Annotated in this window: 10 protein-coding genes, 1 rRNA gene and 2 pseudogenes; 7 read left to right on the top strand and 6 right to left on the bottom strand. The window is 50.2% G+C overall.

From position 1 onward, the window contains the following. Nucleotides 1-255 precede the first annotated feature (255 nt). Entirely contained in the window at nt 256-2322 is a 2067-nt protein-coding gene (gene glyS / locus G5S52_RS20880; protein ID WP_165018202.1) for a glycine--tRNA ligase subunit beta, read from the bottom strand. Nucleotide 2323: 1 nt separating this feature from the next. Beyond that, the gene (glyQ, locus tag G5S52_RS20885) at nt 2324-3256 is read right to left on the bottom strand and encodes a glycine--tRNA ligase subunit alpha (RefSeq protein ID WP_165018205.1); all 933 of its coding nucleotides are present in this window, start codon (nt 3254-3256) and stop codon (nt 2324-2326) included. 360 nt (nt 3257-3616) lie between these two features. Between glyQ and G5S52_RS20890 the strand changes: the two genes are divergently transcribed. After that, entirely contained in the window at nt 3617-4174 is a 558-nt protein-coding gene (locus G5S52_RS20890; RefSeq protein WP_165018207.1) for a TMEM165/GDT1 family protein, read from the top strand. A 100-nt stretch (nt 4175-4274) separates the two neighbouring features. Beyond that, nucleotides 4275-4538 (top strand): hypothetical protein, encoded by a 264-nt coding sequence (locus G5S52_RS20895; protein ID WP_165018209.1) that lies wholly within the window; start codon nt 4275-4277, stop codon nt 4536-4538. A gap of 65 nt (nt 4539-4603) precedes the next feature. On the opposite strand, the gene tusA is transcribed toward G5S52_RS20895, so the two are convergent. Continuing rightward, on the bottom strand, nt 4604-4849 hold the full coding sequence (tusA, locus tag G5S52_RS20900; RefSeq protein ID WP_165018212.1) for a sulfurtransferase TusA: 246 nt from the start codon (nt 4847-4849) through the stop codon (nt 4604-4606). A 323-nt stretch (nt 4850-5172) separates the two neighbouring features. On the opposite strand from tusA, the gene G5S52_RS20905 reads away from it, so the two are divergent. Further along, entirely contained in the window at nt 5173-6114 is a 942-nt protein-coding gene (locus G5S52_RS20905) for a LysR family transcriptional regulator (RefSeq protein WP_165018227.1), read from the top strand. Between the two features lie 65 nt (nt 6115-6179). Here G5S52_RS20905 and acuI read toward each other — a convergent pair whose 3' ends face one another. The 3 genes and pseudogenes from acuI to fadB all read right to left on the bottom strand — a co-directional run bounded on the left by acuI (nt 6180) and on the right by fadB (nt 10696). Further along, nucleotides 6180-7160 (bottom strand): acrylyl-CoA reductase (NADPH), encoded by a 981-nt coding sequence (gene acuI, locus G5S52_RS20910; protein ID WP_165018214.1) that lies wholly within the window; start codon nt 7158-7160, stop codon nt 6180-6182. 180 nt (nt 7161-7340) lie between these two features. Beyond that, nucleotides 7341-8503 (bottom strand): annotated as a pseudogene (fadA, locus tag G5S52_RS20915) (acetyl-CoA C-acyltransferase FadA). Nucleotides 8504-8530: 27 nt separating this feature from the next. Next, nucleotides 8531-10696, bottom strand: a complete 2166-nt coding sequence (gene fadB / locus G5S52_RS20920; RefSeq protein ID WP_165018216.1) for a fatty acid oxidation complex subunit alpha FadB — start codon at nt 10694-10696, stop codon at nt 8531-8533. A 253-nt stretch (nt 10697-10949) separates the two neighbouring features. Here fadB and G5S52_RS20925 point away from each other — a divergent pair. The 4 genes and pseudogenes from G5S52_RS20925 to G5S52_RS20940 form a co-directional block, all read left to right on the top strand. Continuing rightward, a pseudogene (locus tag G5S52_RS20925) lies at nt 10950-11575 on the top strand (YigZ family protein). Between the two features lie 42 nt (nt 11576-11617). Beyond that, the gene (locus G5S52_RS20930) at nt 11618-13075 is read left to right on the top strand and encodes a TrkH family potassium uptake protein (protein WP_002540760.1); all 1458 of its coding nucleotides are present in this window, start codon (nt 11618-11620) and stop codon (nt 13073-13075) included. A gap of 20 nt (nt 13076-13095) precedes the next feature. After that, a complete protein-coding gene (gene hemG, locus G5S52_RS20935; protein ID WP_165018221.1) occupies nt 13096-13620 on the top strand; it encodes a menaquinone-dependent protoporphyrinogen IX dehydrogenase in 525 nt (174 codons plus the stop codon). Between the two features lie 529 nt (nt 13621-14149). Beyond that, nucleotides 14150-14222 (top strand): 16S ribosomal RNA (locus G5S52_RS20940); the annotation flags it as partial.

A 14222-nucleotide genomic window follows, 5' to 3' on the forward strand; every position in this document is an offset into this window, starting at 1 on the left:
CAAAATGAATGCAATTTCTGCTTTCTTTTTAACATGCAGCGGATGGTGGAAAAGTTGTCGTTTCAGATAAGGGAAGAGGGAGGTTTAGAAAGCGGTGAGAGAGATGTTCCACGTGAAACATGCAGACAATTTAAGACTAAACAGGGTTGAAGATATCGCTTTAGAGGCTGTGAATGAGGCTTGTGTAAAGACAATTATATCGATACAAAAAAGCCCCGTTCAAACGGGGCTCTTGATTAGCTTTTCTTGCCGAGCTTATTTCTGAAGCAGAGAGATATCTGCAACATTCATAAACTGGCCTCGCAGGATATTGAGCAGTGCCAGACGGTTCGCCTTCAGCGCTTCGTCTTCAGCCATTACCATCACATTGTCGAAGAAAGTATCAACAGGTTCGCGCAGGTCTGCCAATTGGGTCAGTGCAGCTTGGTAATCACCGGCTGCAAAGACAGGCTTCAGCGCTTCAACCATTGCGGTGACTTTCTCAGCCAATGCTTTCTCTGCATCTTCCACCAACAGCTCACTGTTGATGGTGTCAGACAATTCGCCGTCGTATTTCGCCAGGATGTTACCAACACGCTTATTCGCAGACGCCAGAGACTCAGCAGCATCCAGTGAACGGAAGTGCGTTACAGCTTTCACGCGCTTGTCGAAATCAGCCGGTTGGGTAGGGTTCATTGCAAGCACGGCTTGGATGGCATCTACGCTATGGCCTTCGTCCTGATACCATGCACGGAAACGACCCAGCATGAATTCGATAACGTCAGCTTCAACCTTATCGTTAGTCAGACGGTCGCCGAACAGCGATTTGGCTTTGGCAATCAGATCGGTCAGATCCAGATCGTAACCGTACTCAACGATAATGCGAAGGACACCCAGAGAAGCACGACGCAGCGCGAATGGGTCAGAACCTTTCGGTGCCTGGTCAATACCGAAGATACCTACGATGGTATCCAGCTTGTCTGCCATCGCCAGTGCTGAAGAAACACCATTGCCTGGCAGTTCATCACCTGCGAAACGCGGCATGTATTGCTCATTCAGGGCAACGGCAACATCTTCTGCTTCGCCATCATGACGCGCGTAGTGCATACCCATCACGCCCTGAGTTTCGGTGAATTCGAAAACCATGGAGGTCATCAGGTCGCATTTCGCCAGAAGGCCTGCACGTTTTGCTTTTTCGACGTCAGCACCAATCTTGTCAGCAATGTAGCCGGCAAGCTCAGTGATGCGGTCTGTCTTGTCTTTGATGGTACCCAACTGCTTTTGGAAAATAGCCGTTTCCAGCTGTGGTAGACGGTCAATCAAAGGACGCTTGCGGTCGGTGTCGAAGAAGAACTCAGCATCCGCAAGACGAGGGCGAACCACTTTTTCGTTACCTTCGATAACGTGGCGAGGTTCCTTCGATTCGATGTTTGATACGAAGATGAAGTTAGGCAGAAGCTGCTTGTCTTCGCTGTAAACTGGGAAGTACTTCTGGTCGCCTTTCATGGTGTAAACCAAGGCTTCAGAAGGCACCTTCAGGAACTTCTCTTCGAAGGTCGCGGTCAGTACCACTGGCCACTCAACCAGAGACGTGACTTCCTCAACCAGGTCATCTTCCAGATCAGCAATACCACCCACCAGCTCCGCTGCCTTTTGGGCATCAGCGATGATAGTGGCTTTACGTGCTTCGTAATCGGCAATGACTTTACCGCGCTCTTCCAGAATCGCTGGATATTGGTCAGCATTGTCGATGGTGAATTCCGCTTCGCCCATAAAACGGTGACCACGAATGGTACGCGCTGAATCAACACCCATGATGGTGCCTTCAATTAGCTCGTCACCCAGCAGGATAGTCAGGGTCTTCACCGGACGGATGAACAGGGTATCTTTGTCACCCCAGCGCATTGGCTTCGCGATTGGCAGATTCGCCAGCGCTTTGTCAGCCAGTGCTACAACGATGTTTTTGGTGTTCTGGCCTTTGACTTCTTGCTTGAACAGCAGCCATTCACCTTTATCAGTCACCATACGATCGGCTTCTGATACATCAATACCACAACCACGCGCCCAACCTTGTGCGGCTTTGGTTGGGTTGCCGTCTGCGTCGAAAGCAGCAGAAATGGCAGGGCCACGTTTCTCAACCATCTTGTCAGCTTGTTGGTCAGCCAGCGCAGTGACTTTTAGTGCCAAACGACGAGGGGTTGCGTACCAAACCACACCTTCGTGTGTCAGTTCAGCGTCTTTCAGCTCTTGCTCAAAGTTTGCTGCAAATGCTTCTGCCAGTGTACGAAGTTGCGTAGGTGGCAGCTCTTCAGTACCCAGCTCAATCAGGAAATTGTTCGCCATCTTACTTCTCCTCACCCTTTTTACACACGCTGTTACGAAGCATGGGGAAGCCAAGAGCTTCACGGGATGCGTAGTACGCTTCAGCAACTGACTTGGTCAGGTTGCGGATACGCAGGATGTAGCGTTGACGCTCAGTCACTGAGATAGCTTTGCGTGCGTCCAGCAGGTTAAATGCATGGCCTGCTTTCAGGATGCGCTCATACGCTGGCAGTGGCAGAGGCTTCTCAAGCTCGAGAAGAGACTTACACTCTTTCTCGCACTGGTCGAAGTAAGTGAACAGGAAGTCTACGTCAGCGTATTCGAAGTTGTAGGTCGATTGCTCCACTTCGTTCTGGTGGAAGATATCGCCATAAGTCACTTTACCGAATGGGCCATCAGTCCATACCAGATCGTAAACTGAATCGACGCCCTGGATGTACATCGCCAAACGTTCGATGCCGTAAGTGATTTCGCCGGTAACAGGTTTACACTCAAGACCACCTACTTGTTGGAAGTAAGTAAACTGGGTGACTTCCATGCCGTTCAGCCAAACTTCCCAGCCAAGACCCCAGGCACCCAGTGTCGGGTTTTCCCAGTTGTCTTCTACGAAGCGGATGTCATGAACTTCAGGGTCAATACCCAGCACACGCAGCGAACCAAGATACAGTTCCTGAATGTTGTCTGGAGACGGCTTCAGGATAGTCTGGAACTGGTAGTAGTGTTGCAGACGGTTAGGGTTTTCACCGTAACGGCCGTCAGTTGGACGACGAGAAGGCTGAACGTAAGCTGCTGCGATTGGCTCTGGACCAATTGCACGCAGACAAGTCATTGGGTGAGAGGTGCCTGCACCTACCTCCATGTCGAGCGGTTGTACGATGGTACAACCTTGTTGGGCCCAGTAATCCTGCAGCGCGAGGATCATGCCCTGAAAAGTTTTAACGTCGAATTTTTGCATCGTCAGGTTCGCGCGATTTAATGAAGTGAAAATAACACGCGATTATAGCGCGCAAGGCTTGGGATAAGTAGGGGTAATGGCGGTTTTTGTCCTTTGGTTTCAAAGGTGGCGAGCGGGGTCGAAAGGTAAAACGGGCGGAGGTTGTATTCCGTCAGGCGTTGAGGCTAAAATGCGCACGCTCTTGGGGAGTAGTCTCTCGCGCCAGCGAGGCCATTATCAACATATTTGAAGCTCAATCTTCATGGTAATGGCGACACACGATAGTGGGTTTGACGAGACCAATGACACTTTACGCGAACCGGGCGGGGCGCGTGGGTTGTCATGGTTTTCGAATAATAATCCTCGCCCTGGAAAACAATAATGAGCGTGTTAGCGATATCCATTGCCACCGTTGCGTTGGCAGAAATTGGTGATAAAACCCAACTCCTTTCCCTGTTACTGGCCAGTCGATACCGAAAGCCGGTACCTATTATTCTTGCTATCTTTTTCGCCACAATCCTTAACCATGCGGTTGCTGCCTGGCTGGGTGTGGTTGTTGCCGATTATCTTACCGAAGACGTGTTGCGTTGGGTGCTGATCGTCAGCTTTGCGGTGATGGCAGTTTGGGTGCTGATCCCTGACAAACTCGATGATGAAAAAAGTGTGTCAAACCGGGGCCCGTTTGTGGCGAGTTTCATCGCTTTCTTTATTGCAGAAATTGGCGACAAAACTCAGGTGGCAACGACTGTACTCGGTGCTCAAAATGCTGAAGCGCTGACCATGGTCATTATTGGTACGACTATCGGTATGCTGCTGGCTAATGTCCCTGTGGTCTTACTGGGTCAAAAGGCTGCAAATGCATTGCCATTGAACGTTGTACGGTATGTGACGGCAGGGTTGTTTGCGGTACTCGCGATCGGTACTTTCTTTATGCGATAAGAAACATAACCAGACACCTGAATGTGTGATTTCATCAGCAACCTCACTGACGGTTCCATGGTAGTTTGACGTTAGTGTCATCGTGATTAAGGAGCGTGTTATGGACAGGTTTCTGGCGATCAGCCCCAAAAGCCAGATGTGGCTGTTCCACTTTGCACTTGCGCTGAATATTCTTGGAATGGTGTTAACTGATATGTGGCTTCCAATGGTGGTTGGCGCAATAGTAACCACTTACTTATCTATTGATGCTATGGTGAGAGTGCGCTACGTATTGCCGATGAAAAAGGCTATGCGGGAACTGGAGCATGAAAACGCCACGCTCAGGCGGAAAGTGAACGACGTTGAGCAAGCATCAGATTACTGACAAACATGAAAAAGGCAGCCTTGGCTGCCTTTTTCATTTCCGCTCGTTTATCTGTTCAGAAGATCTTAAAGACCTTTCTTGATCAGATAGCGGAATGGACTGGTTTCTGACTCATGGGCAACAAGGGTGTGGTCCATGAAACGGCAGAAACTTGGGATGTCGCGTGTCGTGGACGGATCGTCCGCCGTCACCAGTAAAGTTTCACCCTCCGCCATGTTGCGGATTGTTTTTCTTACCATCATGACCGGTTCCGGACAACGCAGGCCTGCTGCGTCTAAAAAGTGATCCGGATTTTCAAATTCTGAACTCATCTGCATTTATCACATTGAAAACGTCGACCCGATCATACTTATGAAGACTAAATATTCAACAGGGGTTGGTTTTGTAAAAAACATGTGTAACTTAATTAACAAGTTGTTAACGAATGATGTTCAAACGAACGTGAACATGGCGAAACAGCTAGGCTAACTCACTCATCGACTACACTCACACCCAGTTTTCTTGGGCTTCCCCGCTTTAATGCGGGATTTTTTTTATCTGGCGTTCGCCAAATATCAATAGACGCCTTTCTTAATCACCCTTATCGGTGACTGGCATGCTTATAATGGCAACGTTACCACTCTTTGGGCATGTTATGGAACTTGAAGATATCTACCGCCGCGACCTAAACCTGCTAATCGCGCTTTGTGTGCTGCTGGAAGAAGGTAGCGTGAGTAAAGCGGCTATCCGTCTAAGCCTTAGCCAGTCAGCGATGAGTAGGGTTCTGGGACGATTGAGAAGCCTTACGGGCGATCCCTTGTTTACCCGGCACGGACAACAGCTGATCCCAACCCAAAGAGCGTTGGAGTTGAATGCTCAACTGACAGCACCACTAGATACACTTCGTCATGTCCTTTCGCCTGAAGAGTTTGACCCGGCCAAGTGTGAGCAGTCTTTTAAGATCGCAACGACTGATTACGCCATGCAAACCATTTTGCCGTTTGCATTGCCGCGTATTTATGAGGAAGCGCCGGGCTTGTCACTGGAATTCGCCCCCTTACAGCATGACCAGTTAATGCGTCAGCTGACCTCGGAAGGGTGCGACATGGCGATTTGCCGCCCGACCGGTCCGGTTGACCCGCTTCAGTCTGACAGGTTGGGACTGGTGAGCGTATTCTGCATGGTGTCGAAGCATCACCCTTTGGCCGACAAAGCGCTGACGCTCGAAGACTACCTGGCTTACCCACATGCAGTGATTGCTATCAGTGATGGCGTGAAAGCGCTGATCGATGAAGCGTTGCGCGGACACCCAGAGCCCAAACTGGCGCTACGTGCTTACCACCTGGAAGCGGCGGTAGCGATGTTGGATAGCCTGCCACTTATCATTACCGTTCCTGCTGACTTGGCGTATCTCGTGGGTGAAAAATACGATCTGGTGATTAAGCCATTGCCGTTCGAATTTAAGCCGTTTGATTATTCTTTGATTTGGCACCCAAGGACGGAGCACTCCGCGGCGCAGGTATGGCTTAGAAACCTGATTAAAGAAGAGTGCAGCCGTCTTATCGATACACGGATTAAAGACATGGGGTTTGTTTGAGCTATAGTCTTTCAAACAAAAAACGGAGCCGATAGGCTCCGTTCTTTTAATACCGCAAAGAAGGCTTACAGTTTGATCACCACACGGCCAGTGATTTGACCATTGGTGATGGCTTCTGCTGCGTCTGGCACTTCTTCCAGCGAGATTTCACGACAGCCGTTATCGTAGTAGCTTGCCGGCAGCAACTCAGAGATACGTTGCCACGCTTTCTGGCGACGCTCGAAAGGCGCGTACACAGAATCCACACCCAGTAGTTTCACGCCGCGCAGGATAAATGGCATGACTGTGGTTGGCAGATCGAAACCGCCCGCCAGCCCACATGCTGCGACTGCGCCGTCGTAATCAACCTGCGCCAGCACTTTTGCCAGCATCTTGCTGCCAACGGTATCTACCGCGCCAGCCCAAATTTGTTTTTCCAATGGGCGAGCAGGTTCTTCAAATTCGCTACGCTCTACCACGCGCGATGCGCCCAGCGATTTCAGCCATTCACTGTTCTCGCTTGAACGGCCTGTTACTGCTACCACTTGGTAACCCAGTTCAGACAGCAGCGTGACCGCCACTGAACCGACACCGCCACTTGCGCCTGTCACCAGGATTTCACCTTTCTCTGGTGTGATGCCAGCATCTTGCAATGCCTGTACACAAAGCATGGCTGTCAAACCCGCAGTACCGATTTTCATTGCCTGATCGCCAGAGAGCTTTTCTGGCAGCGGAACCAACCAGTCAGCTTTGAGGCGCGCTTTTTGTGCCATGCCACCCCAATGGGTTTCACCGACGCCCCAGCCAGTCAGTACCACTTTCTGTCCGGTGGTAAAACGTGAATCTGAAGATTCTGACACTGTTCCTGTCAGGTCGATACCTGGCACCATTGGGAACTCACGACAGATCTTGCCTTTGCCTGTAATAGCCAGACCATCTTTGTAGTTCAGTGAGGAGTAATCCACGTCGATCAGCACATCGCCTTGTGGCAGTCGGCTAACGTCGAGTTCTTGAATGCTTGAAGTGGTGATTTTGTCAGCTTGGTCCAGTACCAGTGCTTTGAACATGGGATGTCCTCCGGAAAGGGGAATAAACGTATGAAATACAGTGTAGAACCAAAGTGGTCATGAAAATAATGAAACTAAATCATGATTAATATGCGTTAAGTGCATAGCTATATAGCAATGCTTCGCTACAAATAGCAAAGCCGGGTATTAAACCCGGCTTTGTTGACGACACGTTTTTGTTTAAACGCGCTCAAACACCGTAGCAATACCCTGACCTAAACCGATACACATGGTGGCAAGACCCAGCTCGACATCATTGTGTTCCATCAGGTTGATAAGCGTAGTAGAGATACGTGCGCCTGAACAACCCAGAGGGTGACCCAGTGCGATCGCGCCACCGTTGAGGTTCACTTTCTCGTCAACTTTATCCAGCAAGCCCAGATCTTTTGCACAAGGCAGTGACTGCGCAGCGAAGGCTTCGTTAAGCTCAATCATGCCGATGTCATCAATGGAGACACCTGCACGCTTCAGAGCTTTTTGCGTTGCCGGTACAGGACCATAACCCATGATAGATGGATCGCAGCCTGCGACTGCCATCGAACGCACGCGAGCACGAATTGGCAGACCGAGCGCTTTGGCTTTGTCTTCGCTCATCACCAACATAGCCGCAGCACCGTCAGACAGGGCGGAAGACGTACCAGCGGTTACTGTGCCGTTAGCTGGATCGAATACTGGGCGCAGACCTGAAAGAGTTTCCACTGTGGTTTCCGGACGGATAACTTCATCGTTTTCCATCAGGAAGAGTCCGCCTTTCTCATCATGGCCTTCGGTAGGCATGATTTCATTTTTAAAGCGGCCTTCCACGGTGGCAGCATCGCGCGCTGGTGGGAGCGGGCAGCAAAGGCATCTTGCTGTTCACGGCTGATACCATGGATGCGACCCAGCATCTCTGCAGTCAGACCCATCATACCGGCGGCTTTTGCCACAGACTTGGAAAGACCCGGGTGGAAGTCGACACCGTGAGTCATAGGAACATGACCCATGTGCTCAACGCCACCAATCAAGCAGACATCGGCATCGCCCACTTGAATGGCGCGTGCGGCATCATGCAGTGCCTGCATGGAAGAGCCACAGAGACGGTTAACCGTAGTCGCGGCTACTGTATGTGGAATGCCTGCCAGCAGTGCTGCGTTACGGGCGACGTTGAAGCCTTGTTCCAGAGTTTGCTGCACACAGCCCCAGTAGATGTCCTCGATTTCTGTTGGATCTAATTGTGGGTTACGTGCCAGCAGTGATGCCATCAGGTGCGCTGACAAATCTTCCGCACGGGTGTGGCGGAAAGCACCGCCTTTGGAGCGGCCCATCGGGGTTCGAATACAATCGACAATCACGACGTTTTTCATGTTGTTTTCCCTCTCAATTCCTTGTGGTTAGGCAGACTGTCGTTGGGCATCGAAATACCCTTCGCCTTTGGCAGCTTTGTCGCGAAGACCTTGTGGCACTTCATAGGCTGGGCCCAGATTGGCCAGTTGGTCAGCCATAGCAACATAGTTTGCCAGTCCAATGGTATCCAGATAACGGAATACACCGCCTCGGAATGGAGGGAAGCCAAGGCCGTAAACCAGCGCCATGTCTGCTTCCTGAGGAGTTGCGATAATGCCTTCTTCCAGACAACGCACTACTTCGTTGATCATCGGCACCATCATGCGGTTGATGATCTCTTCGTCGCTGTAATCGGTCGCCGAACCGAGTACTGATGACAGTAGGCCTGCGACATCAGCATCCACGTCTTTCTTCGGTTTGCCTTTGCGATCGACCGAGTATTTGTAGAAACCGATGCCATTCTTCTGACCAAAGCGCTCGGACTCAAACATCACATCGACAGCATCGCGGTAGCTTTTTGCCATGCGTTCTGGGAAACCTTCTGCCATCACAGCCTGTGCATGGTGCGCAGTGTCAATGCCTACAACATCAAGTAGGTAAGCTGGGCCCATTGGCCAGCCGAACTTCTTCTCCATCACTTTGTCGACTTTGGTGAAGTCAGCACCGTCACGAAGCAGCATGCTGAAACCCGCAAAGTAGGGGAACAGTACGCGGTTTACAAAGAACCCTGGGCAGTCGTTGACGACCACTGGGCTTTTACCCATCTTGGCGGCGTAGGCCACCACGCGTGCTACGGTTTCTTCTGAGGTATCTTTACCACGAATGACTTCTACCAATGGCATGCGGTGCACCGGGTTAAAGAAGTGCATGCCACAGAAGTTTTCTGGTCGCTTGAGCGATTTCGCCAACAGATCGATAGGAATCGTGGAGGTGTTGGAAGTCAGTACAGCACCTTCTGGCAGCAAGGCCTCCACTTCGCTCAGTACTGCAGCTTTCACTTTCGGATTCTCTACCACGGCTTCAACAACCACGTCAGACTGCTCGATACCTGCGTAGTGAAGGCTAGGGGTGATAGAGGCAAGTACTTCTGCCATTTTCAGACCGTTAAGACGACCACGCTCCAATTGCTTGTTCAGCAGTTTGGATGCTTCTTTCATGCCGGTTTCCAGCGAAGCCTGACTGATGTCTTTCATCAATACCGGCACACCTTTGCTGGCTGACTGGTAAGCGATACCGCCACCCATGATGCCTGCACCCAGTACAGCACCACGCTCAGTTGGTTTGCCTTCTTTAGCAGCTTTTTTGGCTTTGGATTTTAGGTACTGATCATTGAGGAAAATACCAACCAGTGCCTGAGTGACATCGTTCTTCGCCAGTTTGACGAAGTGTTTGTTCTCAACCAGCAAGGCGCCGTCGCGATCGGAGCGCGACGCTTCTTCAATCGCCACAACTGCAGTCATAGGAGCTGGGTAGTGAGGACCTGCCACCCGCGCCACCATGCCTTTGGCCATGGTGAAGCTCATGGTGGCTTCAATCTTGTTCAGTTGCAGTGGCGCTTTTTTCTGTGCGCGACGTGATTGCCAGTCCAGCTTGCCTTCAATGGCTTGCTTAGCAAGGGCAATCGCAGCATCACGCAGGTCATCCGGTGCTGTTACGGCATCAACCAGACCGATTTTGAGTGCGGCATCGGCTTTGCTTTCTTTACCTGCGGTGATGAGCTCCATCGCGGTATCAGCACCCACTAGACGAGGCATACGCACTGTACCGCCAAAGCCCGGCATGATGCCAAGTTTGGTTTCTGGCAGGCCGATGCGCGCGGTGGAATCAGCAATACGGAAATCAGTAGCAAGAATACACTCGCAGCCACCGCCCAGAGCGAAACCGGAAATGACGGAAACGGTAGGGAAAGGCAGATCTTCGAGTTTGTTGAAGATATCGTTCGCGTGCGTGACCCAATTTGAGAGTTCTTCCTCTGGCTTGGCAAACAGGCCGAGGAATTCAGTGATATCTGCGCCTACGACAAACGCTGGTTTGGCAGACGTCAGCAGCAGGGCTTTTACGTCGGACTTCTGCGAGAGAGCATTAAGTGCCTCGTTGAGACTTTCCAGTGTCGCAAGGTCGAATTTATTAACAGAGCCGGGTGCATCGAGGTTCAGCTCCGCGAGGCCATCTTCCAGATAGCGCACGGACAGGGTGTCACCTTGGTAAATCATGTTCTATCTCCGTATTGCCAGATCTTTGTCTGGTTTGGTTTACCTTTAGGTAGAGGGTAGTCGTTATAGTCAGCTTTAGTCTGAGCCGGGCTGAACAAAAAGGCAATAGAAATGTTAAACAGATGTTTGAAATTTGTGTTTAAACTATCTGTTTAAATCTTGCGTTCTCACTATTTCAACGAGTTAGCGCTTTTGCTGTGTTACGATTTTCTTATGTTAAAATCCCGCGCCTTTTCAATTTATGGTGACTCGCATGAATACCTCGCCTTATCTGATCCCGTTATCCCTGTGATATCGGAAGAAGAGATAAAGAAGAGCCGCTTTATTACCTACCTCGCCCATACACCAGGCATAGAAAGTGCCAAAGCGTTTGTGGCAGAAATCAAAGCGAAGCATGCTGATGCACGCCATAACTGTTGGGCATTCGTTGCTGGGCGTCCTGAGGACTCGATGAGTTGGGGCTTTAGTGATGACGGAGAGCCTTCCGGTACGGCCGGTAAACCTATCCTTGCGCAGCTATCTGGCAGTGGTGTGGGTGAGATCACTGCAGTGGTGACACGCTACTATGGCGGTATCCGGCTGGGAACAGGTGGGCTTGTCAAAGCTTATGGTGGCGGTGTGCAACAGGCGCTACTGCAACTGGCAACGAAAGAGAAGGCGATTACGGTTCAGTTCACAATAAGCTGTGAATACCCTCACATTGCCTTGATCGAATCGATACTGGCTTCCCATAACGCGGTTCAGGTTAATACTGATTTCAGCCATAATGTGGAGATGACAGTGGAAGTGGATGCACGGAGTGCCGAACAGATCGCAGCGGAGATTTTTAATCGCTCCCGCGGTCAGGTTAGCGTGGCCGGGCTTGATAAAAATACATAATTCAGGCTCACCCCTGAATATAAGGATGAGCCGTCCAAGGCTATGCAATTTCGTTCAATTATCCGGATTGTCGGGCTTCTTCTTGCCCTTTTCAGTATCACCATGCTGGCGCCAGCCGTGGTGGCATTCATTTACCGCGATGGTGAAGGCTTCCCTTTTGTTCTCACTTTCTTCCTTCTTCTCGCGGGCGGTGGTCTTCTCTGGTTTCCTAACCGACGTTTCAGACATGAATTGAAAGCCCGTGATGGCTTTTTGATTGTGGTGCTATTCTGGACAGTAATCGGCAGTGCGGGGTCTATTCCGTTCATGCTGTCGGAACAGCCCAATATGTCGGTTACCGACGCCTTCTTTGAATCCTTCTCAGGCCTGACGACGACTGGGGCAACGGTGATGGTGGGGCTCGATAACCTGCCAAAAGCGGTACTGTTTTACCGCCAGCTTCTGCAATGGTTCGGAGGCATGGGTATCATTGTGCTTGCGGTAGCTATTCTGCCAGTGCTTGGTATCGGTGGTATGCAGCTTTACCGTGCTGAAATCCCGGGGCCAGTTAAAGACAGCAAGATGACACCGCGTATTGCAGAAACGGCAAAAGCACTATGGTACATCTATCTTGCGCTGACCGTTTCCTGCGCATCGGCTTACTGGCTGGCGGGGATGTCGGTATTCGATGCTATTAGCCACAGTTTCTCGACGGTCGCTATTGGCGGATTCTCAACCCATGATGCAAGTATTGGCTATTTCAACAGCCCTGCGATTAACTTCATCACGGTGTTCTTCCTCTTTATTTCAGCGTGTAATTTCTCGCTACACTTCGCTGCTTTTGCCAGTGGCAAGCTGCATCCTGGCTTCTATTTCAAAGACCCGGAGTTTCGTGCGTTTATCGTGATCCAGCTTATTCTGCTGGCGATTGTGTTTGGCATGTTGATCAACCATGGCACTTACGAGTCTGAGTTCGAAGCTTTTAACCAAGCCATCTTCCAAACCGTATCGATTTCCACGACAGCGGGTTATACCACGACGAGTTTTTCTGAGTGGCCATTATTCCTGCCAGTGCTTCTATTGTTTTCCTCTTTTATAGGTGGGTGTGCAGGCTCAACGGGTGGCGGTATGAAAGTGATCCGAATCCTGCTGCTGTCACTACAAGGTTCTCGTGAACTGAAACGTTTGGTGCACCCAAGGGCGGTGTACACCATCAAAGTAGGTAACAAAGCCCTGCCTCAACAGGTGGTGGATGCAGTTTGGGGATTCTTCTCTGCCTATGCGCTGGTATTTGTCATCTGTATGCTGGGGCTTATCGCGACGGGTATCGATGAGTTAACAGCGTTTTCAGCGGTTGCGGCGACCCTTAACAACCTCGGTCCTGGTTTGGGCGAGGTTGCAGTTCACTTTGGCGATATTAATAGTGGCGCGAAATGGGTACTGATTGTCTCCATGCTGTTCGGACGTCTCGAAGTGTTCACCTTACTGGTTCTTTTTACGCCGACCTTCTGGCGTAGCTAATAGCTTTTATAGGAATAATGATGAAAAAGGCGCTTTTACTTCACTCAAGCCGTGAAGGGCAGACAGTAAAGATTCTTCGTTCTATTGAAAGCGAATTGGCAGGTAATTACGAATGTGAGCTGGTGGACCTGCACGACATGCCTGAGGTGAATTGGGCGGAATATGACAAGGTATTGATTGGTGCGTCAATTCGCTATGGTCACCTTAATAAGAAGCTATACCGTTTTATCGAAAACAACCTCTCTGCGCTCAATGAAACGAAAGCTGCCTTTTTCTGCGTGAATCTGACAGCTCGCAAACCTGGTAAAGACACACCGGAAGGTAGTGTCTATATGAAGAAGTTCAGAAAGCTGTCGCCTTGGCAGCCAGAACTGCAAGATGTGTTCGCCGGTGCGCTCTATTATCCCCGCTATAAGCTTTTCGATCGTGTCATGATTCAGTTCATTATGAAGATGACAGGTGGCGAAACTGACCCAACCAAAGAAGTTGAGTACACCAATTGGGATAGAGTAAAGGACTTTTCAGAGCGATTTCGTTCACTTTAATGCCGTTTTGAGCGAAAAGTAATCGAACGCATCGTTTTTCATAAAAAACCTTAAAAAAGCCCTTGCCAGAATTTCAGACCTCCCTATAATGCCGCCTCACCGACACGGAGAGCGGCTACCACAGCGGAAATGCCCACTCAAATCGGTACAGCGAAGGCCTCAAAAATTGAGTTGGAATAAACGCTTGACGCGCTGTTTCGAATCAGTAAAATGGCCGCCCGCTTCAAAGGGAAATTCACCCCGAGAGGCAAGTCAACAAGGTGTTTTGAGGGTTGCGAAAGCAACGCTGAAAAATCTCAAAATTTCTTCTTGACTTCATCGCCCGGCAGCGTAAAATTCGCAGCCCTGACGGTGAGAAGCAACGCTTCTTCAAGTCAACGTTCTTTAACAATTTGACCTATGCAATCTGTGTGGGCACTCGTGATTGATAGACAAAAGATTTATCGATGTTTACTGAGTGACCAAACGAAAACTCTTCGGAGTTATCGGCACAGTCAATTTATACAGTATTTCATCGAGCCAAAAACTTTAATTGAAGAGTTTGATCATGGCTCAGATTGAACGCTGGCGGCAGGCCTAACACATGCAAGTCGAGCGGCAGC

Origin of the sequence: Grimontia sedimenti (assembly GCF_011045095.1) — a bacterium.
Taxonomy (GTDB): Bacteria; Pseudomonadota; Gammaproteobacteria; order Enterobacterales; family Vibrionaceae; genus Enterovibrio; species Enterovibrio sedimenti.